At 50.9% G+C, this 26,971-nt stretch carries 16 protein-coding genes; 8 read left to right on the forward strand and 8 right to left on the reverse strand.

Going from position 1 to position 26,971, the window contains the following annotated elements; all coding sequences use genetic code 11:
- Nucleotides 1–36: 36 nt before the first annotated feature.
- A complete protein-coding gene (locus tag AC2YIT_RS25730; protein ID WP_487281102.1) occupies nt 37–438 on the reverse strand; it encodes a winged helix-turn-helix transcriptional regulator in 402 nt (133 codons plus the stop codon).
- A gap of 81 nt (nt 439–519) precedes the next feature.
- On the opposite strand from AC2YIT_RS25730, the gene AC2YIT_RS25735 reads away from it, so the two are divergent.
- On the forward strand, nt 520–1,413 hold the full coding sequence (locus tag AC2YIT_RS25735) for an NmrA family NAD(P)-binding protein (protein WP_487281103.1): 894 nt from the start codon (nt 520–522) through the stop codon (nt 1,411–1,413).
- Here AC2YIT_RS25735 and AC2YIT_RS25740 read toward each other — a convergent pair.
- Nucleotides 1,410–2,486, reverse strand: a complete 1,077-nt coding sequence (locus tag AC2YIT_RS25740; protein WP_487281104.1) for a dihydrodipicolinate synthase family protein — start codon at nt 2,484–2,486, stop codon at nt 1,410–1,412. The two genes, AC2YIT_RS25735 and AC2YIT_RS25740, sit on opposite strands and share 4 nt — an antisense overlap.
- A gap of 291 nt (nt 2,487–2,777) precedes the next feature.
- Here AC2YIT_RS25740 and AC2YIT_RS25745 point away from each other — a divergent pair, with 291 nt between their 5' ends.
- Nucleotides 2,778–5,960, forward strand: coding sequence for a SusC/RagA family TonB-linked outer membrane protein (locus tag AC2YIT_RS25745; RefSeq protein WP_487281105.1), 3,183 nt, complete (start codon nt 2,778–2,780; stop codon nt 5,958–5,960).
- 27 nt (nt 5,961–5,987) lie between these two features.
- Complete coding sequence (locus AC2YIT_RS25750) at nt 5,988–7,550, forward strand: SusD/RagB family nutrient-binding outer membrane lipoprotein (protein WP_487281106.1); 1,563 nt, start codon at nt 5,988–5,990, stop codon at nt 7,548–7,550.
- 74 nt (nt 7,551–7,624) lie between these two features.
- Here the strand turns inward: AC2YIT_RS25750 and AC2YIT_RS25755 are convergent, their stop codons facing one another.
- The 5 genes from AC2YIT_RS25755 to AC2YIT_RS25775 all read right to left on the reverse strand — a co-directional run bounded on the left by AC2YIT_RS25755 (nt 7,625) and on the right by AC2YIT_RS25775 (nt 15,229).
- Entirely contained in the window at nt 7,625–8,497 is an 873-nt protein-coding gene (locus AC2YIT_RS25755; RefSeq protein ID WP_487281107.1) for an AraC family transcriptional regulator, read from the reverse strand.
- Nucleotides 8,498–9,274: 777 nt separating this feature from the next.
- The gene (locus AC2YIT_RS25760; RefSeq protein WP_487281108.1) at nt 9,275–10,027 is read right to left on the reverse strand and encodes a DUF72 domain-containing protein; all 753 of its coding nucleotides are present in this window, start codon (nt 10,025–10,027) and stop codon (nt 9,275–9,277) included.
- A gap of 9 nt (nt 10,028–10,036) precedes the next feature.
- Nucleotides 10,037–10,417, reverse strand: a complete 381-nt coding sequence (locus AC2YIT_RS25765) for an SPW repeat protein (protein ID WP_487281109.1) — start codon at nt 10,415–10,417, stop codon at nt 10,037–10,039.
- 430 nt (nt 10,418–10,847) lie between these two features.
- A complete protein-coding gene (locus AC2YIT_RS25770; protein WP_487281110.1) occupies nt 10,848–11,858 on the reverse strand; it encodes a PorP/SprF family type IX secretion system membrane protein in 1,011 nt (336 codons plus the stop codon).
- 5 nt (nt 11,859–11,863) lie between these two features.
- Nucleotides 11,864–15,229, reverse strand: coding sequence for a PKD domain-containing protein (locus tag AC2YIT_RS25775; protein WP_487281111.1), 3,366 nt, complete (start codon nt 15,227–15,229; stop codon nt 11,864–11,866).
- Nucleotides 15,230–15,629: 400 nt separating this feature from the next.
- Between AC2YIT_RS25775 and AC2YIT_RS25780 the strand changes: the two genes are divergently transcribed.
- The 4 genes from AC2YIT_RS25780 to AC2YIT_RS25795 all read left to right on the forward strand — a co-directional run bounded on the left by AC2YIT_RS25780 (nt 15,630) and on the right by AC2YIT_RS25795 (nt 23,839).
- Nucleotides 15,630–17,552 carry a 7TM diverse intracellular signaling domain-containing protein gene (locus AC2YIT_RS25780; protein WP_487281112.1) on the forward strand — a complete coding sequence of 641 codons (1,923 nt, stop codon included), beginning with the start codon at nt 15,630–15,632 and terminating at the stop codon, nt 17,550–17,552.
- 327 nt (nt 17,553–17,879) lie between these two features.
- Nucleotides 17,880–20,846 carry a SusC/RagA family TonB-linked outer membrane protein gene (locus tag AC2YIT_RS25785; RefSeq protein ID WP_487281113.1) on the forward strand — a complete coding sequence of 989 codons (2,967 nt, stop codon included), beginning with the start codon at nt 17,880–17,882 and terminating at the stop codon, nt 20,844–20,846.
- 12 nt (nt 20,847–20,858) lie between these two features.
- Nucleotides 20,859–22,325 carry a RagB/SusD family nutrient uptake outer membrane protein gene (locus tag AC2YIT_RS25790; protein ID WP_487281114.1) on the forward strand — a complete coding sequence of 489 codons (1,467 nt, stop codon included), beginning with the start codon at nt 20,859–20,861 and terminating at the stop codon, nt 22,323–22,325.
- Nucleotides 22,326–22,381: 56 nt separating this feature from the next.
- Entirely contained in the window at nt 22,382–23,839 is a 1,458-nt protein-coding gene (locus AC2YIT_RS25795; RefSeq protein ID WP_487281115.1) for a glycoside hydrolase family 30 protein, read from the forward strand.
- 72 nt (nt 23,840–23,911) lie between these two features.
- Here the strand turns inward: AC2YIT_RS25795 and AC2YIT_RS25800 are convergent, their stop codons facing one another.
- Nucleotides 23,912–25,513 (reverse strand): outer membrane protein assembly factor BamB family protein, encoded by a 1,602-nt coding sequence (locus AC2YIT_RS25800; RefSeq protein ID WP_487281116.1) that lies wholly within the window; start codon nt 25,511–25,513, stop codon nt 23,912–23,914.
- Nucleotides 25,514–25,731: 218 nt separating this feature from the next.
- On the opposite strand from AC2YIT_RS25800, the gene AC2YIT_RS25805 reads away from it, so the two are divergent.
- The gene (locus AC2YIT_RS25805) at nt 25,732–26,751 is read left to right on the forward strand and encodes a bifunctional transcriptional activator/DNA repair enzyme AdaA (RefSeq protein ID WP_430847708.1); all 1,020 of its coding nucleotides are present in this window, start codon (nt 25,732–25,734) and stop codon (nt 26,749–26,751) included.
- Nucleotides 26,752–26,971 lie beyond the last annotated feature (220 nt).

A 26,971-nucleotide genomic window follows, 5' to 3' on the forward strand; every position in this document is an offset into this window, starting at 1 on the left:
TAGCCCAATCACCGATTTCATTCTGAGAATGTACCATCATTCCTCGCCGGGGAAGTCGGCTAATTGCTTTTCAAATTGCGCGGATTGTGTCCCTCCATGCCCGACGGCCCATTCGGCCATCGCCAGTAGTACCGGTCGCAATGCCCTGCCCTGGGAAGAAAGCTCATACGTAACATAGGGTGGAACGACCGGTTTGGATATCCTCGTGACAAGCTGGTCGGATTCCAGTTGCTTCAATTGCTGGATCAGTACTTTTTCGGTAATACCCGGTACCGATTTTCGCAGCTCGTGATAACGCTTGGTGCCTGTCAGGAGATTGAACAGGATAATGGGTTTCCAATACCCGCCGATCCGTTCCATTACGAACGTCACAGGGCATGCTGCAAAGGCATTGCTTTTGTTTTCCTGGATGACCGAGGTCTCTTTAATATTTGCCATAGTTGAACATACCATTGGGTAAGTACTTGTACAAAAGTAAGTTCAAATCTAGTTTTGGGCAAACATTTAAACAGACAAAAAATGATTGTAACAGTAACAGGCTCTCTGGGAAACGTAGGACGTATCCTGACAGAAAAATTAATAGCAAAAGGACATACGGTCAAGGTTGTTACGTCCAATCCGGAGCGGTCGGAAGAAATTCGCACCCTGGGTGCGGTACCGATGGTGGGATCGGTGCACGATTACGAATTTGTAAAGCGGTCCTTTGAAGGCAGTGACGCAGTGTACCTGATGATACCTCCCGATTTTCATGCACCGGATATCAAGGAATATATAAAGACTATCGGTCGGCAATACGCAGATGCCGTGAAGGAAACCGGTGTCAGGCTTGCGGTGAATCTGAGCAGTATCGGTGCGCACCTGGAAGATGGCCTCGGACCGACGGGCCCGAATTTTTATGTTGAACAGCGCCTTAACGAGTTGGAACACGTGCACATCTTGCACCTGCGTCCGGGGATGTTTATGACCAATTTTTATGGAGCAATGCCGATGATCCAACACCAGGGCATAGTCGGCAACAACTTTAACGGATCCATTCATCTGCCGCTCACGCACCCGAGGGATATTGCCGAAGCCGCATTCAGGGCGATCGATGATTCCTTAGTTTCGGGAAAACAGATTCAGTACGTGGTCAGTGATGTAAAGAGCGGCGAACAGGTAGCCCGGGCACTTGGCGCGGCGATTGGGAAGGACGACGTTTATTGGGCAGAGTTCTCCGATAAACAGCTTTTGGAAGCCCTTATGCGCGACGGTTTTTCCCAGTCTATGGCGCAGGTTTACATCATCGAAATCGGGATGGCCATTCGTGATGGGAGCTTTGCCGAGGATTACCAAAAACAACAGCAGCAACCCGTCGGCGGAGTCACATTGGATGCGTTTTCGAGAGAGTTTTCTGCTACACGCCTCCCGGTCTAACCCTTCACCGCCTGTATCCCCAGCCGGTCGCACCAGCCGGTAAACGTGCTGTGTGCTGTATCCAGAACTTGTTGTTGCTCGGGCGTTATGACTTTGCTGTTCGCCCTGCATGTGAGTTCAACAGGCAGGCCCCGTTTTTTAAGAAAATACTTTGCGCTCAGCGGGTAGGCTCTGGAGATCAGCGGCTCCATGCGTGTTATTTCGCCCTGTATCCAGTTCGCATCTTCTGATTTGGAGGGATTATCTGCATTCTGGCAGAGCCATGTATGTATTTCGGGGTAGAAATTTCCAGAGATAGGCGACATGCCTTTTCCACCCTTTTGCAGTGATTTCAGGGCGGTTGCGGAATGGGCATTGTACAGCTCCATCTGAGTGCCCTTTGATACAGCCAGTTTTTCTTCGATTTTCCCGAGATCTTCGGTCGTATCCTTGTGGTAGATCAGGTTCCTGTTGGATACCAGGAACTTGAATACCTCAGGGGAAAGAATCCGCTTATACGGCGAGGGGCACTCGTAGGTGCCCAATTTCATATTCCCGGTAAGCGCGAAAAACTGCTCGAAATTCTCCATCAGCACCTCGTCGCTTTCGTTTGGTCGGGCAAAATGGCTGGATATCAGGATAACACCATCCACGCCGGTATCTTCAATCTTTTTGGCAAATAGTGCTTTGTCCGCGAGAGAATTGCCAAAGGAGCCCGTTGACACGACCGGCACTTTTCCTTTTACACGCTTCACCACGTGTCTGGTGAGGTCAATGCGTTCCTGATCGTTCAGAAAATACATTTCACTGCTGAGGCAATTGGCAAAGAAACCCTTTGCACCTGCGGCGAGGTAAAAGTCGATGACCCTGGAAACGTTGTCGTAGTCAATTTTCAGATCCGTACCGAATGGGGTGATCATGACCGGGACGAATTTTTTTCCGTCTGCTGCGGGAGCCTGAGGGGCTGTTACGCCTGTCGCATGATCATGTGCGCGGGCGGACTGCTTAATCCCGCCGCCAGCCAGAATTCCTAACGTCGCAGGCGTCATTTTTTCGAGGAAATCCCTTCTACTCACTTTATTCTCGGTTTTCATGGAATGTTAAGGGTTAAGATGATCCGGTGATGTAAAGAGTACTTGAAAATGTCACAATGGGCAGTCCTTTTCATCCGATTATTTTTTCGGACTGCTCCTTTCGGAGGAAGATTCTTCCGGGTGAATCTGCTTCGCAATGCCACGACGCAATTATTTTGGAATTTATTTCTAAAAAATTGTACTGTTCGGAGGCCTGATTGCAATGTGAAGCCGTACATGTAGTTGTATCCACCTATGACTTAGTTGCTAAGCGTTTTGTGGATCCTTTCAAAACTTAACCCAATTAAGTCCATGGAACAAAAAGTTTTACCAGAACATGGTACGCGCTTTACAAGTAGTTGCAAGTGGTGTTGCCTGTTAGCCGCCCTTGTAGGCCTGTCAATCTCCACGCGCGCGGCCGCGCCATTTGAATCCGCAAGCATTGTTATTAGTAGCGGGAGCGTCGGCAGGCCCGCATTCCTTCAAACGGTGAAGGGAAGGGTAACCGACGAAAAAGGGGATGGCCTTCCCGGTGTGAATATTTTGGTGAAAGGAAGTCAGCAGGGCACGAGTAGCGATGCGAGCGGAAATTTTATGATCGAAGCGCCAGGGCCCGACGCCGTTCTGGTATTTTCGTTTGTGGGCTATCAGCCTCAGGAAATCACCGTCGGCAGCAGTTCTGTCCTGGAAGTAAAGCTGGCTGTCGATTCCAAATCACTCGATGAGGTAGTGGTGACGGCCCTGGGTATCAAGAAGGAGGTTAAGGCGGTGGGGTATTCGGTAACCAGGGTGGAAGGGAGTGCATTTACAAAGACGCGGGAAACCAACATCGGCAACTCGCTGGCCGGCAAGGTCGCTGGGGTAAACGTTTCGGCAGCGGCGACCGGACCGGCCGGGTCTAGCCGGATCACCATTCGGGGCAATACTTCGCTTACAGGCGACAATGCGCCGCTTTTTATCATCAACGGGATTCCGATGAACAATACAAAGTTCGGGAAGACACAGGGCGATAATCCCGATTGGGGGGACAATATATCCAGCATCAATCCCGATGACGTAGAAGATATGACGGTCCTCAAAGGTGCGGCTGCCGCGGCATTGTATGGGTCCAGGGCTAAAAACGGCGCCATTATTATCACCACCAAATCGGGCAAAGGGAACAAAGGCATCGGTATCGAACTCAACTCCAACAATACCGTGGAGGTGCCGTATTTTATTTGGGACCTGCAAAAGGAATATGGGCAGGGCTATAATGGCGTGAAACCGTCGGGTGTTGGTGTTGCGGCGGCGCATGGGCAAAATCATTGGGGTGCGCCTTACGATGGATCGATGGTCGTGCAGCTGGATGGCGTGGAGAGGCCCTATTCGTACGTAAAGGACCAGGTTTTGAAGGATTTCTATGGCAACGGGTATACTTCTTCCAACAACATAGCCTTTACCGGGGGCGGGGATAAGGGAAATTTCAGGCTCGCCGTGACAGATATGCGCAACAAAGGCATTATTCCGAATGCGAAAATGCGCAGGGATAATGTCAGCCTGAGCATCAATCAGAATGCTACCAAAAACATCGCGATCAGCGCCAATGTCGACTACATCAACGAAAAGGTAGATAACCGTTACGTGCTGGAAACGAACAATGCCAACAGTGCGGGGACTATCTTGTTTGTGAACAGTAACATGCCCACCAGCGCGCTGGCACCCGGGTACGACCCCGTTACATTTAAGGAGAAAGTCCTTGGCACCGACCTGGGCGCTACCAACCCGTATTATGCCCTCAATCAGATCAAAAACCATACGCAGAAGGACCGGTTCATTGCGGCGATCAATGCGCGGTGGAACATCACTGATTGGCTGTTTGTGCAGGGGAAGGTCGGACAGGATATGTTTTCCTATCAAATCAACAAGATCGTTCCCGAGGGTACCGGTTATCGTCCCAACGGCCAGATCGACCAGATCACGACCAACTTCTACGAGCGAAATTTCGAAGGGATGATCGGCCTCAACAAGGCGCTGAACAAGGATTTTAATTTGGTGGTCAATGCGGGTGGTAACCTCATGGCGCAGCACAGCAATGGTACCAATATCAGCGGATCGGGCATTATCACGCCCCGCCTGGAAGTCATTAACAACACTTCGGTCCGAAACACAACCACCAGTATTATGGATAATAAGATCAACTCCCTGTTCGGTACCGCGGAGCTGGCCTATAAAAACTATCTGTTTCTGAACGTAACGGGCAGGAACGATTGGTTCTCGACCCTCAGTCCTGAGTCGAACAACTACTTTTATCCGTCCGCCAGTCTTAGCTACGTATTCTCCGATGCGTTTGAAATGCCCAAGGCCATCAGTTTCGGCAAATTCAGGGTGTCATACGCATCGGTGGGCGGGGCCACAGACCCGTACCAGCTCAATCTGACCTACGGCGTATTACCTTACAGTTACGACGGCAAACCGTTGGGCACGATCAACCAGGCCGTGGTGCCCAATAAAAATCTCCGTCCGCTGAGCGTGAATGAATTGGAGGCGGGCCTGGACCTGCGCCTTTTCAATGGCAAGCTGGGAATCGACGTGGCAGCGTATAACAGGTCTACCAAAAATGATATTACTACCGAAACCGTCTCGTCGGTTACCGGTTATAATGGTGCAGTGGTAACGGTGGGCGAGCTTCGCAACCGGGGTATCGAAATGCTGTTTACCGCGCGGCCTGTTACTGCGAAGAATTTCAGCTGGGACGTTTCGCTCAACGTGGCGTACAACAAGAGCAAGATCCTGAAAATCTCGAATTCGACCAATGAGTTCCTGTTGGGGACGGCCACCAAGGTTTTCCTGAAACAAGTGGTTGGAGAGGAGTATTCGCAGATCGTCGGGCGTACCATTAAGCGTGATGCCAATGGCCGGGATGTGATGGATGCCAAAGGCTTGCCGATCGTACCTACGGATGTGAAGGCATTCGGCTCTGGTATTCAGCGGTACACAACCGGTATTACCAACACATTCAGCTACAAGTCGTTTACGTTGTCGGCCCAGGTAGATGGCAAATTCGGAGGGCTGATCTATTCGAATACCAACTACAACCTGGAACACCGCGGAATGTCTCCGCGCTCATTGCTCGGCAGGGCGAATGGCGTAGTGCTGCCCGGTGTAACCGAAACCGGCGAAGAGAACAAGGTGCTGGTGACGGCAGCCCAGGTCAACAACCGCGATATTATCGTAAGGCGTCGCGATGCGCTGGACGACTATCTGTACAATGCAAGTTTTATCAAACTCCGTTACGTGTCGCTGACCTACAACCTGCCGCGCGCATTGTATGAAAAGATCGGCTTCGTAAAAGGTGCCAGCATCTCGCTCGTTGGCAGAAACCTCCAGACCCTACTGAAACATACACCGGGGATCGACCCGGAAACGAATTTGTCGGCCGGTAACGACCAGGGGATCGAATCGACACAGCTTCCTCCAACCAGAAGCTACGGCTTTAACGTGAATTTGAAATTCTAAATCGGGAACGGACCAAACCTGTTTAAAATGAAAAAAACATTCAGCATTCTATTGGCCGTAAGCACAATGCTCTTGCCAGGCTGCGACGGCGATTTTGAAAAACTCAATAGGGACCCCAATGCAGCTACTGCCGAGGGATTTAGCCCCGCTTATCTGTTTACTTCCGCACAGCTATTTTCGTCAAGGGGTGACGACGGGGCTTCCCTGCATTATACCGAGCCTTTCGTCCAGCATTTTGCGACGCTGAGCGACGCGGGGACATTCGATTTCTTTGGGGACAAATATGTATATAACAAAGGCGGAAGCGAGAGCCTGTGGAAGAACACATTCAATGCAGTGAACGGGGGAAGCAAGCTGCTGGAAGACGCCATACAATTATCGAAGGACAAACCAGAGCTGAGCAACCTGCATAATATGGCCAGGATCTGGAAAACGGTAATATACCATCGTCTGACGGACCTGTACGGCGACGTGCCTTATTCGGAGGCCAACCAGGGCTTTTCGGCACAAAACTATAAGCCTAAATATGATACCCAAAAGGATATCTATTACCATATGCTCAGTGAGCTGGAAGATGCAACGGCTAAGCTGGACGCATCGAAGGGGGCCGTCACAGCCGACATTGTTTACGGCGGGGATGTGGCTAAATGGAAGAAGTTCGGGTATTCCATGATGCTGCGCCTGGGCATGCGGTTGCAAAAAGTAGAACCGGCAACTGCCGAAACCTGGGTGAAAAAAGCCGTTGCCGGCGGGGTATTTACGTCCGTCGATGATAATATGTACGTCAGGTTTCCGGACAAAACCGGCGCAAACCAATCCCTTGTGAATGGGGAAAGCTGGACGCTGTCCGTATCGGGTGTATCACCGGGCAAGATCAGCGCAACGATCTTCAACTACATGAAAAGCCGCAACGACCCGCGTCTGAAATACATGGTGGCCGTTTATTCGGATCCTTCCAAGGCATCTACCAAAAATACGGATCCGGCTGTTCAGAAAGGCATGCCGAACGGTTTCAATCTGGTAACTATTAAAACTGACCCAAGTTGGGACAATACGAAAGACCAGCACCAATATTCTGGTATCAACCGGGATATTTATGCCAAACTCGATGGCCCGAGAATGGGCCTCACCTATGGGGAAGTCCAGCTGATGCTGGCAGAAGCGACGATTCGCGGATGGATAAGCGGTGACGCGGAGGCGCTTTACAAAAGCGGTGTTGCCGGGGCTATGAAAAACTTGGCAAAATACGACGCATCAGCAGTCATCACGGATGCCGAAATTAATGCCTACTTCACGGCCAACCCTTTTGTAGGTGCCGCCGATAAGGAAAAAGCGTACGAACAGATCAACACCCAATATTGGGCGGCCTGCTTTATGAATGGTCTCGAAGCCTATGCGAATGTTCGTCGCTCGGGCTACCCCAAGCTGACGCCCATCAATTATCCGAGCAACGAAACCGACGGGACTTACCCGCGCAGGTTACGCTATCCGGAGGACGAACCGGTATTGAATGCCGCCAACTACAATGCAGCAGTGGCGCGTCAGGGGACAGATAATTTTAAAACAAGAGTTTGGTGGGACAAACAATAATCGAAAAACAGGATAATCGATAAGAAACCAAAAGCAGTTGTTCGGGCGCCGCGGCATCCGACGCCCGTTTAAAGCTATCGGTTGGAAAACGCTTGCTGGTAAGCGGCAGGCGTTTTTCCGGTTATTTGTTTAAATTGTTTATAGAAGCAGGTGAAATTCTGAAAACCACTTGCGTAGCAGATCTGCTTGGTGTTCATATTGTTATTAATCAGCATTTTACAAGCGTTTCCGATCCTGATCTCGATCAAAAATTGAGAGAACTGCTTGCCTGTTCGAGACTTGAAGTACCTGCAAAAAGAGTTGGGGGAAAGTCCGGCAATCGACGCGATTTTTTCCAGACTGATCTTCTCGTGGAAGTGCGCGAGCGTGTATTTGTAAATGGCGTTGATCCGCTCACTTTCCTGTTCGGCATTGTCTCCTCTGAATCCCAGTGAAGCCAACGCGTTGTTTTCGTCCGCGCGATTCGCAGCAATCAGGCATTCCATCAAAAGCATTACGCGGTAGGGGCCTTCGGCAACGTGCAGTTTTTCCATCAACCCGGCAATGAGCTCTCCCAGCTCGCCTCTGACCGACAAGCCGCGCCTGGCCCTGTCCAGCACATTCCTGAGCGTCGCGTTCTCGGTGAGCATCAGAAACCGCTCTCCCCAGAAATTCTCTGTGAAATGAACGACCGTTGCAAATGGATCGGTTTGATCATTTCCTTCTGGCTGATATTCGCTGTCGTAGTGCCAATAATGCGGCAGATTGGAGCCGACAAGCACCACATCGCCCGCTGCAAAACGCCTGATATCGTCACCGACGAACTGAGTACCGCTGCCTCTGTGGAAGCAAATCAGCTCCACTTCCGCGTGGTGGTGCCATCGGCAGTTGATGTTGGGAATCAGTTCTTTTCTGACGCTGAAAGATCTGTTTGGCGCGGTCGCTACCTGCAAAAGATGAGGTTTCATGGTAAAGGATTTTAGAAGGATATGAGCGTACCCGTCCTTTTCCGGGGAATTTGCAAATCAAAAAAACACAAGAAAAACTGCGAAATATTTCAAATGCCAAGATAGCTTAATAGTTGGATAGAATACTGTCCGCGGCAGCTTTATCAATATATTTTCTTTGTATTGTCCGATCGGCAGCTCTCGTTCTTGCATGAGGCGTTCGAGCGTTCAGATCGACGGTTGCGTTGTTTTATGATACCTGACAGGGGAGAAAGCTGACGGAAACTCCCGCAACCAGCGCCCGATGTACAAATATAGTATTGTAAAATATTAACCCGAGCTCTATTTACTGGATTCCCACAGGTTCGGTTGGCGGACCTCCGTGTTTCGATACAGTCCACGAGTGGGTGGTTATGCTGTGCCCTTTGGGTTGCGACAACTGCCCGGAATTTTCTTTATAAGCTTATTTAGCTTCAAGTTCGTCATGAAAAACCGTCGACTTCGAAGATCGGGCATTGTTGCTCAGCCATTGGTGCCAGGTCCCTGCCGGGTGTCAATATCTGGCCGATTCCACCGGCAGAAATAGACCGGCACAGCTCAGAATTGAAACAGAACGATGGGCACGAGCACGGCAACACCCGGATTTATGACATTTTTAATTTAGTTAGGCAGAGGATAGGCAGGGCTTTTAGTCCTGCTTTATTTTTAGTAAGACTTGAAGCCGCGCATGTATTTCATCGTTGGTTTTAACTCAGCGGATTCTGGCATCAAAGGCAAAAACCCAGCCGGTGCAGTCTGCTAATCGAAATCCTCAAGATAGGTTTGCATGGTTTGAAGGTTAGCTAAAGCATTACCGGCTGTGTTGTTGAAATACACGTAAACCGTTTTCCCGGCCTGGCGCCAGCCCGATACGTATCCCGCATACTCATAAAGGAGGCCAGGATCGTAGCTGCCGCGGTAATTGCCGTCCGGGCCATGGAACCGCAGGTAGACGACATCCGAGTCAAGCGCCGGCTGTGGGGATTGGCTACCAGCTTTGTCATGGTACACCATTGGCAATCCGAATTCATCGAGCAGGTCGTAGCTTTCCTGCCGATACCACGACCGGTCTCTGAATTCAACGGCTAATGGCCATTGGTCTGCGGTTCCTTCCTTTACGGCCGAAAGTAAGTCAGCCAATCGCCCGAACAAATTGAATTTGACCGACGGCGGGAACTGTATCAGAATGCAGCCGCATTTGTTTCCTGCCGCCTGGATGGTTTCTGTGAAAGCGGTAATATCTTCCGGATGGAAATTCAATCCAGGGTTGTGCGTGATTTGCTTCGATAATTTAAATGTAAACCGAAATGTCTCCGGCACCGATTCGCTCCAATGGGCGACCGTTGCGGGCCGGGGGAGTTTATAGAATATGGAGTTGACTTCCAGGGAATTAAAGAAGTGTCCATAGACCTGCAACCTGCTTCTTCCCTCAAATTCGGGTGGGTATTGCGTTTGATTTTTATAGGGCAGCAAAATGCCGCTGGTGCCCAGGTACAAGTCGGAGTCGTTCATAAGTGGTTATTATTGCCGGTCAACAACCCTTTCCGAATGCTGCTCGGCGGGATGTTTAGATGTCACAAGGCTGATCAGCACCTGGAAAAGGCCCATCATCAGCTGGGGCAGAAACACTTGCTCAGCAAAGCCGAACAGCCAGGGCGATGACGCCAGAAATGCTGCCATGAAGATGTCGACGGTTAAATGTATGCGCATGGGGATGCTTCGGACCATACCGCCTTCGTAGTTGGTAAAAAGCGACATGATTATTGCTGCCAAACCAACCAGCAACATAATCCAGGTGGCTGCAACAGATTCTTTAAAGCCTAGAATCCAGGGCGACGACATGAAGAACAACCCTGTCAGATAATCAATTCGGGCATGGTTGGTTGTGCTGACGATTTTCATTGGAAGCTTGGTTAATAGTGAGAAGTGTAAATTAAAGCGTCGAGTATGCATTAAATCCGTGCCAGTCGAAGTTACCCTGGTCCAGTCCAGGGGCTATTGTCTCCCCCCGAAGTATCACGTTTTGGTCGCCAAAATAAGGCAGGCACGCTATCAAAAGTAATTTGCAGGTTGTGCCTGGCCGCAGCCGTCGGAATAGGGTAGTAAGCATCAGCAACAGATTTTGTGAGCTGCACGGGCTTACAAAAATCGTTCCGGATACGGAGTAATTTGAAGGCAGGGAAAGGATGACCCGCTTACCAACCGAACTACTCTGGGGAAATCAGATCGCTATGGAAAAAGAGGAGTTTGTAAATGCGCCGGCGGAAGGCAAGTAACAGCTGAGTATGAGTCATTGCTGCCGGTAGCGTATCTTGGCCACCGCATTCCGTTTTCAGTAACGAAGGCATTTACGTGCCCTGCGATCAGTCGTTCTTTTGCCGGCGAAACGGAACAGGGCGTCTACGCCATACCAAATCGACACTTCCAGTGCCCCGGTATCCAGGCCGAGGGACGACACGGGAAGGTCGTAACTGGCCTGGAAAAGTATATTGCCATATGCCCATCCGGCAGTACCGATGAGCGCGTCGCGCCGAGTGTCTCCCCAGATCATCCCGCGGTACCAAACGCCCAGTACCAAAGGCGAAAAGATCATATTAAAGCCGGCATCGAGCTGCCGCGAGCTTCCCTGTTTTCTGACCTGCATTCCCAGGTTCAGCGCGCTTTCCCGGCTCAGGTCGCTGCCGAGGTTGTTGCCGAACAAAGCCGGGATGCCGATGGGGATTTTGGAGCCGAGCTGAATGTTGATCCGCTGATGGTCGATGCTGACAGGGCTATTGATGCCCATATTGTGCCATGCTCCGCTGATCCAGTAGGAAGCATAGTCTTCATGCCTGGGTACGTATTCAAGAATGCCGCCGACCGACAAAGTAAACCGGTTTTGCTGGATGGCATTTCCGGAGAGCGGATCCGGGCTGCCCAGGAAATCGGAAACATAGGTAAGGTCGGCCCCGTTCCATCGGTTTAATGCCCAGGCAGCCTGGACACCGCCGATCAGCCGGAGTTCCTTTTGGCCGTCGAGGTACACCAATTTCGAAAACTGGCCGGAGAGTTGATCACTTTTCAGAGCACTGCCGCGCTGGTCGTGAAGCACCTGAACGCCCAGGCCGATTTGCAGGTCCTCGGCATAAGTGTCGAACGAGAAAGCAGCCGTTTGAAATGCGGTGCCAACGGTTGCCCATTGATTGCGATAGTTGGCGATCAGACGGGGCGTTCCGGCATCTCCGGCAAGTGCCGGGTTGGCATAAACAGGGTTCGCGTAAAATTGGGAAAATTGCGGTGACTGTGCCCGGACAGAACTGCACAGGCAATAAATCACGCCCGTGAAAAGTAGCATTGTTTTCATAAATGTCAGCGGGTCAGGTAAATGTTCCCCCGTAGCTTCCCGGATTTTTTCTTGTCGATATAGCGTATTTCGGCTTCGTAAACGTACATGTCGGCAGGCATTTCCTTGCCGCCGAAAGTCCCGTCCCAGGATTCGCCCGGCTGCTGGCTGCCGGGCTGTACATCTTTCATTTCAAAGACAATTTCTCCCCACCGGTTGCGGATCCGCAAAAGACCAATTCTGCTGATCCCCGCCCCGAACAACGTGTAGCGGTCGCCGTGGCCATCGCCGTTAGGCGTAAATGCCTGCGGGATGTCTACCTGGCATTCCCGGACGACAAATGCAGCTGCGCGCTCAGTCGAATCCAGGCAAACCCCGCCTTTTATCGTAACCAATTTGACACCGTATGTGCCTGGTTCAAAGGGGAGGGCCGGCTCCCGCGTTTCGGCTGTTCGTCCGTCACTGAAATACCACAGATATTGGTCGGCCGGTTCGGAATGGTTGCGGATGACTACCGGGCCGGGCGCGCAGAACAGTGAGTCGCCGGCGAAGCCAAAATCGGCTTTGGCGGGGGAAACGACGGTTACCGCAGTTTTTTTAGCAACTACCTTGCAAGCCTGGGTTTTACGGAATACACTCAATGTTACCTGATAGGTCCCCGTGCCTGGAAACAGGTGTTCTGGCGAGTGGTTCAGCGAATCCAGCGCACTGCCATCCCCGAAGTCCCACACAAATCCGATCTCCGGAGGTGATTGATTGGCAAACTTTACCGATGAGTTGTTGCAGGCAATGGCGGGGCTCTCAAAGGTTCCTGAGGGCGATTCTGTTGTTTTGATCGTTAACTGGGTAGAGTCGGAGCCGCAGTCGGTGAATGCGATCAGCGTCACTTTGTACTCGCTTTTGCTTTTCGAAAATGTATGCGTGGGATTAGCGGTGGTTGCAATGGTTCCGTCGCCGAATCGCCATAGCCAGCGGACCGGCTTTGGAACCGAAGCATCTTTGAACTGTACAACCTCACCCGGACATACTTCCGATTTGGAAATGGTATACAGTGCTTTCACGGTGCTGGGGTACACACGGATAGCCACCGAGTCATTGTCGGCTCCGCATTCGCCGGTGACTTTCAGTCTGACAATGTAAGTTCTGGCGCTGTCCTTCGCCGAAAAGAGGTGGGATAGCGTATCGTTGGCGGATGCCAGCGTGGTTCCGTCGCCAAACGACCATACCGACGTTTTTTTGTCGTGGCCGGTGGACCGGTTGGAAAACAGGAGCGAAGCAGGTGTGCACCTAAGCATTGTCGAATCGACGCCGATCTCGGCGACTGTGCCTGGCCGGACAGTCACTTCCTTCACATCGGTTTGGCCTCCGCAGGCATTGTCGGCCGCGACGCTGATTTGGTAGACGGAATCTTTTCTGCTCGTATTTTCAAGTAATCTGGCTGCAAGCTGGAATCCCTTGAAAACAGTCTGCCCATTTACTTTCCAAACATATTCGATACCAGGTTCGGCATTGCCGCTCACATTGAAGGACACATTTAAAGGTGCGCAGCCGGCTGTTACGCTGGGTGTAAAACTGATTTTCGCTGGCGGACGTGTAATGGTAATCTCCCGGATGAGCGTGTCGGCACAAGCACCTGCGCGTGCGACAAGTGCGATGGTTTGTTTGCCGGGAGACAATTGAAGTTCCGGGTTCGCCTCGTTGGCAACGATTTGATTATTGACCATCCACACGTAGGCTTCTGCCCGCAACGACGTGTTGACAGGCTTAAAAGCCTGCCCTGCGCAACCGTCTTGAAGGGAGAACTCTGCTTTGGGGCTGCCCATCGTTACCTTTGCCTGTGCCTCCGCCCTGCAACCGGTCTTGCTGGCAACGGAGTACCGGATATCAAATTCATTGCCTGATAATCCGGCGGTAAAGAGGGTGTCTCCTTTAATACAGCCAGAGCAGGAAGCGGTTGCCCATTGGCCGCCCGCCGGGGTGCCGGAGAGCTTGATCCAGGCCGTTCCTTCGCAGATGGATTTATTGTCGGCGGTGGCCTCAATCCCTTCGACAGACACCTTCACGGATGTCGTCATCACGCATTTGCCCGTACCGCGGGTGTACGTGATATTGAAACTGCCGGGTGTTTTGGGAATAAAGAAACTTTGCCCGTTAACGGTTTCGACGGCACCTCCGCTCCACTCGCCGCCTGGCAGGTTGGCGGTAAGTAAAATGCGCCCGGAGCTTGTACAGATAAGGGTGTCTTTGGGAATGGATAAGATTTTTACCGGTTGAGCCGGGGAAACGCTGAAAGTATCGCTGGCTATTTGCGTGCCGCAGGCGTTCTGGACTTTGGCCACCACAATGTATGGCGCGGAAGCAAATTTGAGAGGAACCTCCTGGCCGGGCGAGAACGGGGTGCCATTCATGGTATAAACGGCACCGGGGATAGGATTGGCTATCTTGTAGGCTATTTCTTCACACACATCCGGCTGCGGAGTGATGGATGGTGCTATGGTGCTGATGACCTTGTACTTTCTGGTAATCTTCCTGTTACCGCAACTGTTGTTGACGGTTAGCGTAATGGTATACTCCTTAGCCTCTTCCAGCTTGATTTTGATGGCCGCGGCATTAGGCTTGGTATTGTTCTGATAACTGAATTTTCCACCCTCAATCTCCCAACCGTAGCCCGACTCGTCCTGTGAAATGCTACCGTCGAGATCGATGATGCCGCCGCTTGATAAACACACAACTGTGTCTTTTTCAATGACCGATACACCGGAGACTTTAAAATCCGGAACAGGCGGTTTGGCGAGTTTAAACTCGGTCTCGGCCGTACTGGTGCCGCAAACCTTGGAAGTAGCTGTCAGTTTTACTTTGTAGGTTTTGGTAGGGTCTGTAAAAGAAAGGTACGGATAGGTGTCGGTACTCGTCCGGCCATCGCTGAATTCCCATAAAAAGTCGACGCCGTAGGTGGGGCAGCTCTCGTTCCGGATCGTCACGGCAGCACCTGCGCAAGCTGCGTCGATCACCGGCCTTGCTTCCGGTCTTTTCTTGAATATCAGCAGATAACCCTTATTATCATTCCCGCAGCTCACGGCGCGAATATTGAAGTTGTATTCAATTTCGGCAGCACTGCAATTTTTGGCGAACTGCCTGAGGTCATAAACGTGCATGGCTTTCTTTTCGGCAGTCAGCGAAACGCGCTCCGTGTTGCCATCGCCCCACCTGATTTCATATTCTTTCGAATCACAAAAACCGGGTTTGAGGGTAAGACAAAGTTCGTACGTCGAGTCGCTGGGGGTTACGCAGAGCTCGCCGGTGCCGGTACAAAACTGGAAGTCAACGGGTATTTGCGCGTGTGCAGAAAAGGTTAAAAACAGGAATAGAACGGCAGGTAGAAGGTATTTCAATGCAATTTTAAGTTTGATAACACAGAAAGACAGAGGGTTGGAAACAGAGATCCGGGCATTAAAGATAGCACTCTGAAATAAATAAGTCACCAACTTTTTACCGTCGACGACTTATTTATTGCCCTGGCGTTGAAATAAGCTTTCAAATGGTTATTTCCGTGAGCGAGCCGATCGCCAAAGGAGTATTTGAGTTGTTCAAATAGGGGGACGTTGTTTTGTATACGTGACAAAATGAAGGTTAATACGTGTCGAAAAGAAAACGCCTTCCGGGCGTGCGAGCAATTAGGCCATTGAAAAGTGGATAAAATTTTTTGACCGTGTAGGGTGTAATCTGTTAACTTTGAAAGAAAGCGGTACGGTGATCAAACCCCTATTCTTACATATTGCTGTCTTTCTGAATTTGATCAAGCGGATTGGAATTACCCTTCTGATTTCCCTGATCGGCGTTACAGGCGTATTTTCCCAACCTGCCAGGGAAATCGTCGACTGGCAGGATCAACATATGTTTGTAGGGGAAGAAATCCAGTATCTGGAAGATACGGCGGGTTCTTATACCTTTTCGCAAGTGCTGTCTTCGCCTCTAAACGAGCATTTTGTAAAGAGTCCGGCAAATACGCCCCAAAATTACCACCTGAAATCAACCTACTGGTTCCGGATAAAGATCCGCCACAATCCCGAAAGTCGCAAAAACTGGGTGCTGGAATTCTTCGACCAGACAATCGACGACATCACCGCCTATTTACCGGATGGAAAAGGCGGATACAGCGTGCGGCGAATGGGCGACAAGCTGCCGTTTGGTAACCGGGAATATGCGCACAAGAACTTTGAATTGAATATCGCCAACGACACAGCCTTTGACGGCACCTACTACTTCCGCGTAAAATCACATCAGACAGCCGACGCAATTATCGTACTGAGATCGGTCAACCGGTTCATTGCCTATGCGCTGGACGAGTATTTTATTTTCGGGATATTTTATGGTATGGTGCTGGTTTTCAGTTTCTACAACCTGATGATGTACGTCGCGGTCCGGCAGGTGCAGTACCTGTATTATGTCTTGTATAATTTATGTGTAGGGCTTTTCGAGATGTGTGTGGATGGTATCGCCTACCAGTACCTGTGGCCCAATGCGCCCGAATGGAACCAATATGCTTACGGTATTGCGTTATACGGGATCAGCATTTTCGCCTTGCAGTTTACCAGGACATTGCTTTATACCCATAAAAAGGCACCTGCCCTGGACCGCTTCATTATCCTGGTGATGGTGCTGCGGACAATCTTTTTTGTGGCCTGCTTTGTCGTAGATACCAACTGGTTCAGCTATAAGTTTGTAGAGTTGGTGCCGCTTGCTGTGGCTTTTTACACGGGCATCCATATTTACCGGCAAGGGTATCATCCGGCGCGTTTTTTTGTGTTGGGGTATAGCTTTCTTTCGCTGGGTTTCATTCATAAATTGTTGCTGATGCTGCACGTGGATGGCCTGAACTTCGGGGTGGTTACCTATTACAGCCTGAGTATCTGTTTCGTCATCGAAATGATCTTTCTCTCGTTCGCGATCGGCGACAAGGTGAGTATCCTGAAAAAGAAGAAGGATAAGGCGCAGAGACAGATGATTCACCAGATGAAGCTCAATGAAAAGCTGAAAGACTCACTGAATGTCAGGCTTGAAGCCGAGGTCGCGGAGCGGACGCGCGAGGTCGTGGAAAAGTCGGCGATCATTGAGGCGCAAAACCAGGAGCTGACCCAGGTAAACGAACTGTTGCAGAAGCAGAAGGAAGAAATCCTTCAAATGAACCTGTTGCTCGAAAAAGATAATGAGGTCCTGCACACCAATGTAGTGAAAGTGACGCAAGCCCGCGTCATGTCCACGGAAGTGGATTTTGAGGAGTTCAGCAAGATCTACCCCGACAACGAGAGCTGCTTCCGGTTCCTGGCGGGAATGAAGTGGGGCAACGATACGGAGAACGATCGTTACGAATGCCGCAAATGCGGCCACGACCACTTCTTTCACGGGCATTCGCCGTACAGCCGCAGGTGCGCCAAATGCGACTATGATGAGTCGGTAATCGCGCACACCATTTTTCAGAACACGCGCATTCCGATTAATAAGGCATTCTACATGGTGTTTTTGATGTATACAACCAAGGGGAAAATCTCTTCCCATAAGCTGTCTGAAATCCTCTCCATCCGGCAGAGCACTTGCTGGGCTTACGCAAGCAGGATCAAAAAAGTAATGCATGACCGCCGCAAAGAGATCGCCGCTTCCAAATCCGGCGAAGGTTGGAGCCTGCTGGTGTTGGAACACCCCCTTGAAGCGGTCTGAGACGAACTGCGCCCGCGAGGTCTCCCGCATATTTTTCCAGGTTTAGGTAAAATCGTGCACTTTTTTTAACCGGAAAGCGGCGGTTTGCAGGCGTATCAGTCCTATACCCCGCCAGTGTGCGAGAGCCTTCGTCACTGCTTGTAAATCAGATAAATCGCTCCTTTTTTACTACGGGTTTAAACCGTATCAAAATATTCATAAGTGTCTATATTACAGGAGATTACATTCATTTTTTGCTATTGATTTTCTCAAAGTATACCTAACTTTGACCCCATGGAATTGTCCAAGAATTTATCAGATTAATTACCAATAATGCATTAACACTCTATGGGAAAGAGAATTACGATGTTCATTGCCATGATTTTCGCGGTAGCAAGCCTGGCGAATGCGCAGGAGATTGTCGTGAAAGGTGTGATCAGGGATCAGCAAAACCAGACCTTGCCCGGCGCGAGCGTTTTGGTGAAGGGGACGCAATCAGGTACTGTGACAGATGTAGACGGAAACTATTCGATCGGCGTGCCCAACGGGCAGTCCGTGCTGGTGATCTCATTCATCGGTTACGAAACGCAGGAAATTGCAGTGGGCAACCGGACGCAAATCGATGTGACGCTCGGCGGCGATCTGAAAACGCTGAACGAGGTGGTCGTGATCGGCTATGGCACGCAAAAGCGTGGCGACGTTACGACCTCCATTGCGTCAGTGGATACGAAGGATATCGAAGAGCGGCCTATTTTGCAGGCGGCGCAAGCATTACAGGGTAAGGCCGCGGGTGTGCAGGTTACGCAGCCCTCGGGCAAGCCTGGCAGCGCATTATCCATACGTGTGCGCGGGGCTACGTCCGTGCAGGCGGGCAACGAGCCGTTGTATGTGGTCGATGGTGTGCCTACGATGGACACGCGCGACCTGAACGTCAACGATATCGAAAGCATTCAGGTGCTGAAAGATGCCTCCTCGGCAGCCATTTACGGTGCCAGGGCATCCAATGGCGTGGTGATCGTGACGACTAAACGCGGGAAGGCCAATCAGTCGCAAGTGAATTTTGCAGCTTATTACGGCATTTCGAACATCGCGAAGAAGATCGAGGTCCTGAACCCGCAGCAATATGCCGACCTGATGAATGAAATGGGCCACAATGTGACGGTGGGCAGTGAAACCACCGACTGGAACAAGGAGGTTTTCACTACCGGGCATAATCAGAACTACCAGCTCAATTTTTCGGGTGGTACCGACAAAAACCGGTATTTCGTTTCGGGTGCGATCACCCAGGACAAGGGCATTATCCAGCCGGCGAGCTACCGGCGGTATTCGTTCCGTATGAACCTCGATAACCAGATCAAAAGCTGGTTTAAGCTGACGACCAATGTCAGCTATGCCAACGCGAAGGTCAGGGACGTGAAGGACAACAACAATGCGGGCCGTAATGCAGTGGTACTGGGAGCATTAGGCGCTCCGCCGACCATGGGTATTTACTCCCAGGATTCAATCAGGGGTACTATTTTCTCCACTAATCCGCTTAAAGCAGGCTGGGACAACCCGCTTGCAGCGATGTTCGGGCCGACGCAGGTCGCCCGCGACAACCGCATTTTCGGTAATGTGGCCGGCGACCTGACGCTGGCGAAAGGACTGGTGTTGCGCTCCAATTTCGGGATCGATTTCATGAATCATACCAACGATTACTACCTCGATCCCTACCGGACTACCGAAGGCTGGGGGGCCAACGGCAGTACCCACGGGCTCGGTAATGCCACCCGCAGCAACTCATTTACCTACCTTTGGGAAAACACCGTGAACTACGAGAAGAAGTGGGAAAAACATGAGTTCTCGGCACTGGCGGGGACGACCGTTCAGAAAAACAACTGGAATAACGCTTATATGGCAGGCCGGGACTTCCCTGCGGACGGCGTCGTGAAAACGATGAACGCAGCGAACGAGATTACGGAAGCGTATACCGAGCAATCCGAATGGTTCCTGAACTCGTACCTGGGACGCCTGATGTACAATTTCGATAGCAAGTACCTGATCACGGCCAATTTCCGGGCGGATGGTTCGTCGAAACTGGCGAAGGGCAACCAATGGGGCTTTTTCCCGTCGGTATCCGCCGGGTGGCGTATTTCCGCCGAGCCGTTCATGCAGGATGTGAAGGTGATCAACGATCTGAAACTGCGCGGCGGCTGGGGCCAGAACGGTAACCAGGAAGGTCTCGCGAATTATGCCTCCTACGGCCTCAATTCCTATACGCGCCGCACGCCTACGACCCCGCCTTCGGGCCCGGCCGTAACGCCGCCCACGTACGCGCCTAATCCTGACCTGAAATGGGAAACGACCACGCAGACCAACATCGGGATCGATCTGAGCATGTTGCAGGGCCGCGTCACTTTCACGGCGGACGCCTATTTGAAAAAGACCAATGACCTGCTGCTCAATGTGCCGTTACCCAATACGAGCGGCTACACCTACATGCCGCGCAATTCCGGAAAATTGGAAAACAAGGGGCTTGAATTCGTTTTATCGACCGTCAATTTCGATAAAGCTGACTTTCAATGGACGACCGATTTTAATATCGCATTCAACCGTAACAAAATCACCGAGTTGCAGCTGAGCAAGATCTACCGCTACGCCGATGTTGAGGGCCGGAGCGACCAGATCGTCATTTTGCAGGAAGGCGCCTCGCTGGGCACTTTCTACGGATACATTGCGGACGGCGTGAATCCCGAAACCGGCGACATGATTTACCGCGATGTTAATGGCGACGGCGCGTTCTCGCCCTCGGACCGCACTGTCCTGGGATCGGCCCAGCCGAAATTCACCTACGGGATGAACAACAACCTCACCTACAAGAATTTCAGTTTGTCGTTCCTCTTCCAGGGTTCGCAGGGTAACAAGGCATTTAATGCTTCGAGGCTGGAAACGGAGGGAATGTATGACAGCAAAAACCAGTCGACCGAAGTATTGAGACGCTGGAAACAATCCGGAGATATCACCGATATTCCGCGGGCTACCGATGGCAACGTCAACAACTCACTGATTTCCTCCCGGTTTGTGGAGAACGCATCTTTTCTGAGAATGAAAAGCGCGACGATTTCTTATGCGCTCAGCAAGGAATTTGCCGGAAAGATCAAGCTGAGCAGGGCGTCCGTTTACCTCACGGCGCAAAACCTGTTTACCATCACCAAATACAAAGGGTTTGATCCTGAGGTGAATGCGTTTACGTCCAGCGGTGCTACCCTGGGTATCGACTACGGAACCTACCCGGTGTCCCGCGCATTCGTAGCAGGTCTTAATGTTTCGTTTTAATTCAGGGATTTTATGAAAAAGACTAATTATATAGCATGGGTACTCGGCGCGTCGATACTGCTGTCTGCGTGCCAGGACCAATTGGATTTACAGCCGGTTTCTCAAACCGTGGTAGGGGAAAGCGGTAGCGGTACGGCGGGTTCCACGATCAAAGACGCGGCCAGCGCCGAGGCCGCCCTGGCGGGGAGCTACGCGATTTTCAAGAACGGCTCGGCGGAATATTATGTGATGGATTACTTCATCCTGGGAGACGGGCAGTCGGACAACTCCTATGCCGGGGCAGACAATGCGGCCTGGTTTGAGGTGGACGAGTTCAGGATTCTGTCTACCAATGCGGTTGCGGCCAGGGATTGGCGGTATTTGTACAACCATGTCGCGAGCGCCAACTCGATCATCGCCAATGTACCTAAGGTCACCGATGCATCGTTGTCAGCTGCCCGGAAGGCGCAGATCGTCGGCGAGGCGAAGTTCATTCGCGCGCGGGCTTATTTTGACCTCGTGCGGATTTTTGGCGACGTACCATTGGTAGTGGACGAGCTGCCTACCATTACTTCTGAAAATGTAGAGGAAATATACGGTCAGCTTTACCCCGCCAGGAGCACAGCGGAGCAGGTTTACGCGCAAATCCTGAAAGACCTCGACGAAGCGGCTCCCGCTGTGCCGAAATCCGGACCGAACAAAATGACGGTAACCCCCGGCGCCGTGTACACCTTACAGGCCAAGGTGTATGCTACCCGCAAGGACTGGGCAAAGGTGAAAGAGCATGCCGACAAGGTGATCGCATTGGGTTACACGCTTATGCCCAATTTCGAGGATTTGTGGGACGGCAAACATGAAAACAGTGCAGAAGCCATTTTTGAGTTGAATTTCCAGGATTGGTCAACCGGCGGGAACTGGGGCTCGTCCATGTTCTACGGGACCGACTGGAAAAAATTCAATACGCCGTCCAATGACCTGGTGAAAGCTTTTGACGATGAGAAAGACGTTGTACGCAAGGCATCGACGATTTACACGGCCAACGTAACCGGCAAATGGTCGGATAAATACTGGGCGCTGACTAAGTTTCCATTCGCTTATAAAATGCGCAATACTGACGCCTCGCAGAATATCATCATGTACCGCCTGGCCGACGTACTCCTTTTGAAAGCGGAAGCTCTGAACGAAACCGGCGATCTGGCGGGTGCGCGTGCGTTGGTGAACCAGATCAGGACCCGGGCGAAACTGGCGGCGACGCCGGCGGCAGATCAGGCGGCCATGCGGCTGGCCATTGAAAAGGAGCGGCGGTTGGAGCTCGCATTTGAAGGGCAGCGCTGGTATGATCTGCTGCGGACGGGCAGGGTAGTGCCGGTAATGGAAGCGGTGAAAGATGGCGCGGGTAATAGTCTGAATTACAAATTGACTGAAAACAGGCTGGTATGGCCGATACCGCAGGGAGAGATCGATAAAAACGCAAACCTGACCCAAAATAAAGGTTACTAGAAAATAATGTACAGTCATGCCGGCGTCCCGGCATGACTTCTTTTTTAACTCAACTTATGAAAGAAATTCTGATGGCGACGGTCGCCGGCCTGACCTTTGCGTTAACGAGCTGCTCGGCCGAAACGCCGGCAAACGACAACCCCAGACCCACCGATACGACCTCGGCAAACAAGGTAGCGGTTTGGGTTACGAATGGTCAGCAAAGTAAATTATTCAAGAACGAAAATGGGCTTTCCATTATAAAAGCAGGCACCGGAGCGCCTTCCCCGAACCTGATCAACATTGATTTTTCGGCCAAATTGCAGGAAATGGAAGGTTTTGGAGCGGCGCTGACCGGTTCTTCCGCCTATTTGATCAATCAAAAACTGAATGCATCACAACGCGAAAAGCTCCTTAAAGACTTTTTTGACCCGCAAAACGGCATCGGGATCAGCTATCTGCGCATTACCATGGGGGCTTCGGACTTCTCGCTGGAAGATTTTACGTACAACGATCTGCCGGCAGGCCAGACAGACCCCGCATTAGCCCAATTCTCCGTTGCCAAAGACCAGACGGACCTGATACCGGTGCTGAAATCAGTCGTGGGCTTGCAACCGGCCATCCGGATTATGGCAACGCCCTGGTCGGCGCCGGCATGGATGAAAACGAGCGGGAAACTGGCTGGCGGAAGCCTCAAACCCGAGTGGTATGAGGTATATGCCGATTATTTCGTGAAATACCTGGATGCTTATAAAAAGGAAGGCATTGCGATCGACGCGATTTCGGTGCAGAATGAGCCGTTACATCAGGCGGCCTATCCGTCCATGAGCATGGATTCGGCAGCGCAGGGCCTCTTTATCAAACAGCATTTGGGACCGCTTTTTAAATCAAAAGCGATTAAAACGAAAATCCTGCTGTACGACCATAACTGGGACAGGCCGGGATACCCGATCTCGATTCTGAATGATCCGCAGGCCAGCCAGTACGTGGCGGGATCGGCATTTCATGCTTATGGGGGAAATGTAGCCGCCATGAGCGAGGTGCACGACAAATTTCCCGATAAAGGATTGTATTTCACCGAAATATCGGGCGGGCGCTGGGCTGTCAATTTCTCCGACAACCTGAAATGGAACATGTCCAATATTTTTATCGGAACGGCCAACAACTGGTCAAAAAATGCTTTGCTCTGGAACATCGCGCTCGACGAAAACGACGGCCCCAAAAACAAAGGATGCGATAACTGCCGGGGTGTAGTTACAATCGCTTCCGATGGCAGCGTGACAAAAAACGTTGAATATTACACGATTGCGCATATGTCTAAATTCGTCCGGCCAGGCGCATTCCGCGTGGAATCAGGCCGGTTGAGTGCTTCGACGAAGCTGGAACACGTTGCATTTCTCAATCCCGACGGTTCGAAAGTACTGGTAGTGCTGAACCAGGGAGCGGATAACAGCAAATTCACGGTTGTATTTGGCGAAAATCAGTTCAACTATACGATTGATCCCAGTGCAGTCGCGACCTTCTACTGGAAATAGCCTGAATACCAATAGGAAATCCCCGGCCCGTCGACACAAAAGGTCGGCAGGCCGGATGGGTCTTGCGGCAAATTATTCTGGCCTGCCGAACACGCTCATGAACGGACGCATATCCATTTCCGCGATATTGAGGTTGGACTTTCGATAGTAAAACTTCGTCCCAAAGCGCGATGCGTAAACCGGGATTTCGCAGCGAGCTACCGGTAAATTGCCGATTTTATCGACGACGAATGTTTCTTTCTGGTTACCCACAAACCGGAAGTCTGCATTTTCGAAGTAATTCTGGTACAGGATACTTTTGTCTACTTTTTCGACAAGTACAAAATCATTGTTGAATTTCAGAATGTCACCGGCTTCCGAGCGGATATAATAATGTTCGCGGTCGAGACTTAACTGCAAGCAGGCTGAATCTTTTTTTGCGAATAAATCGTCCGATACGAACGAATGCATTTCATTGCCGTCAGGCATTTCTATCCTGTTTTTTTGCGTCAACCCGTCGGGCGAAAATTCGTGGACTTCGAGCTTATCGCGGTACAAGAGGTACAGGTCGCGGTCCTGGATCATATAGTCCGTGAAGTAACTTTTGCGCTCGTCCCAAACCTTCATGAAAAGCTGCCGGCCTGTGGCTGCATCGAACGCTGCAATAAACGGCGTACCGAAACGCGCCGGACTACCGTACTTCATCGCATACCCCGTATTGATCATATACAGGACACCGCCTTCCCTCAACAAATGCGATTTACTGGTTTGCTTCTCGTTCAGATCAGTGGACCAGATGGTTTTGCCATCCAGCGAATGGCAGCTGATTTTGTTCTTCGCGGCGAAGAAAACGGTGTCTTTATTGAAAACCGGATTGGAGCAAATGTCCAGGAAAAGGTTCATGTAGGAATTTCCGCCGTAAGGTATCCCATAGGCGTAGTATGCGCCGCCGCTCATGGCGCCGCTTGCCGCACCTAATGCCACGCCCGTGAGTACCGCAAGCCCTACCCGTTTCATATCTACCTTTTCGGAATGCGAGACGCGGTCCACAGACCAGCCCTCTCCATCGGTAATCCTGACCAAATGGAGGCCCGACGACTTGATCAGCGCCGTTTCATCGTCCAGCATTTGCAGATCTTGCCAGCCGTAAGTGCCCGGTACGTACCTGTGCCAGACCGATCGGCCATTTTCGAGATCAATGCCCTGCATGACTTTGAAGCCGCCATCCTGGAAGTTGTAGCAAAGCGCGCGGTCGAGCTCTGGAAAAACTTTGAAAGCGATACCCTTCGAAGTCCACAGCGGCAAGCCATTGTCGGTGTTGATCCTTTCCAGTTTGTTACCTCGCTGTTGGAGCATTACATTGCCGTCCAGGAGTAGCTGGCTTTGCGCATATTTGAATTTTTTCTGCCACCTGGGCTGCCCGCTGGCAGGGTCGAATACCAACAGGTTACCTTTCATCGTCCACATTTGTTTGCCCGGTTTTTTTTCGCGGAGCATTATCGCAAAGGACTCGTCGGGGAGCAGGTGAAGGCGGTAAACGGGTATTCCAAAGCCAATTTCGCGCCCTTTCAGCGGCGTATTCGTCCTGAAATCAATGCCGGTTTGCAGGTCATTGACAGTAAGCTGGATTTTAGATTGGGAAAAGGTGCCGACAACAGGATGCAGCAGGAAAAAAAGCAATAGAATTTTTTTCATGGATAAGTTATGAAACTGATAAATGAGGTTTTGATTTCTAAATATCGAAATTAAAATACAAAAGAGAGGATAATGTTACCAGACGACACTATGTAATGTATTGATTTGATGTTTACCGGAAAATACTTGTCAATTTTCCGGTTGCCTGCCGGTTCGCAACCACGCTAATTTTGGCTATCAATTAAAAAAACGGCTCTATGAATCTTTCAAAGGAAAGGATGTATCAGGCTATTATTGAAAAGGATAGCCAATTTGAAGGCATTTTCTTTACTGCTGTGAAAACCACAGGTATTTTTTGTCGTCCGACCTGCACAGCCCGGAAACCAAAAATGGAAAACGTTGAATTTGTTTTTTCTACAAAAGAGGCATTTCAAAGAGGGTATCGGCCTTGCAAGGTCTGCCGGCCGCTGGAACATTCGCAACAGACGCCGGAAACCATTCGCTCGCTCCTGGATGAACTGACTGGCGACCCCGCCTTAAAATTCAAGGATGCGGATCTGCTCGTCCGCGGCCTTGAACCGAATGCAGTCAGGCGTTGGTTTCTGAAAAATCATCGGATGACCTTTCATGCCTACCAGCGCATGTACCGGATCAATTCCGCTTTCAAGCATATTCAGCAGGGGCAATCTGTCACTACCGCAGCATTTGATTCCGGGTTTGATTCCCTTAGCGGTTTCGGGGAATCCTTTAAGAGTATTTTCGGGTTTTCACCCGCAAGAGGAAAGTTACAGCGAGTGATAGACCTGACAAGGCTGGAAACGCCTTTGGGTACTATGTTTGCCTGCGCCACAAAAGAAGGTTTGTGTCTATTGGAATTCACAGACCGGAAAATGCTGGAAACCGAATTCCGTTTTCTCTCAAAATCCCTGAATGCAATGATCGTACAGGGAAGAAATGAGCATCTCGCATTGCTGGAGAAGGAGCTTAGGGAGTATTTTGCGGGAGCAAGAAAGGCGTTTTCTGTCCCGATGCTCACGGTGGGCTCCGCCTTTCAAAACAAAGTCTGGCAAGCATTGCAGGCCGTACCCTACGGCGAAACCCGGAGCTACCAACAGCAAGCCGCGATGATCACGAGCCCCAATGCGGTGCGAGCGGTAGCGAATGCCAACGGCATGAACAAAATATCCATTCTGGTACCTTGTCACAGGGTCATAGGAGCAGATGGCAACCTGACGGGCTACGGCGGCGGGGTATGGCGCAAACAGTGGTTGCTCGATATGGAGAAGGCCAATCGGTAGCTTCCAACGATTGCATCTTATCAAACAAGTATCCCCTGGCTCATGATTCGGAAAGACTTCCGATCGCTGCCCGCCGGTGTTTATTTTATCCACATGGCAGCGAAGGCTACCTGGCATTGATTGACCGAAGTCTTTAATAGCAAAACCCTGCAAATTAATCGTTTGCAGGGTTTTCTTTGTAGTGCGTATAAAGTCAAAAAGGCATAACCCCTTGTTTGAG

The sequence above is a fragment of the Dyadobacter sp. SRI_021 genome, from assembly GCF_057586235.1.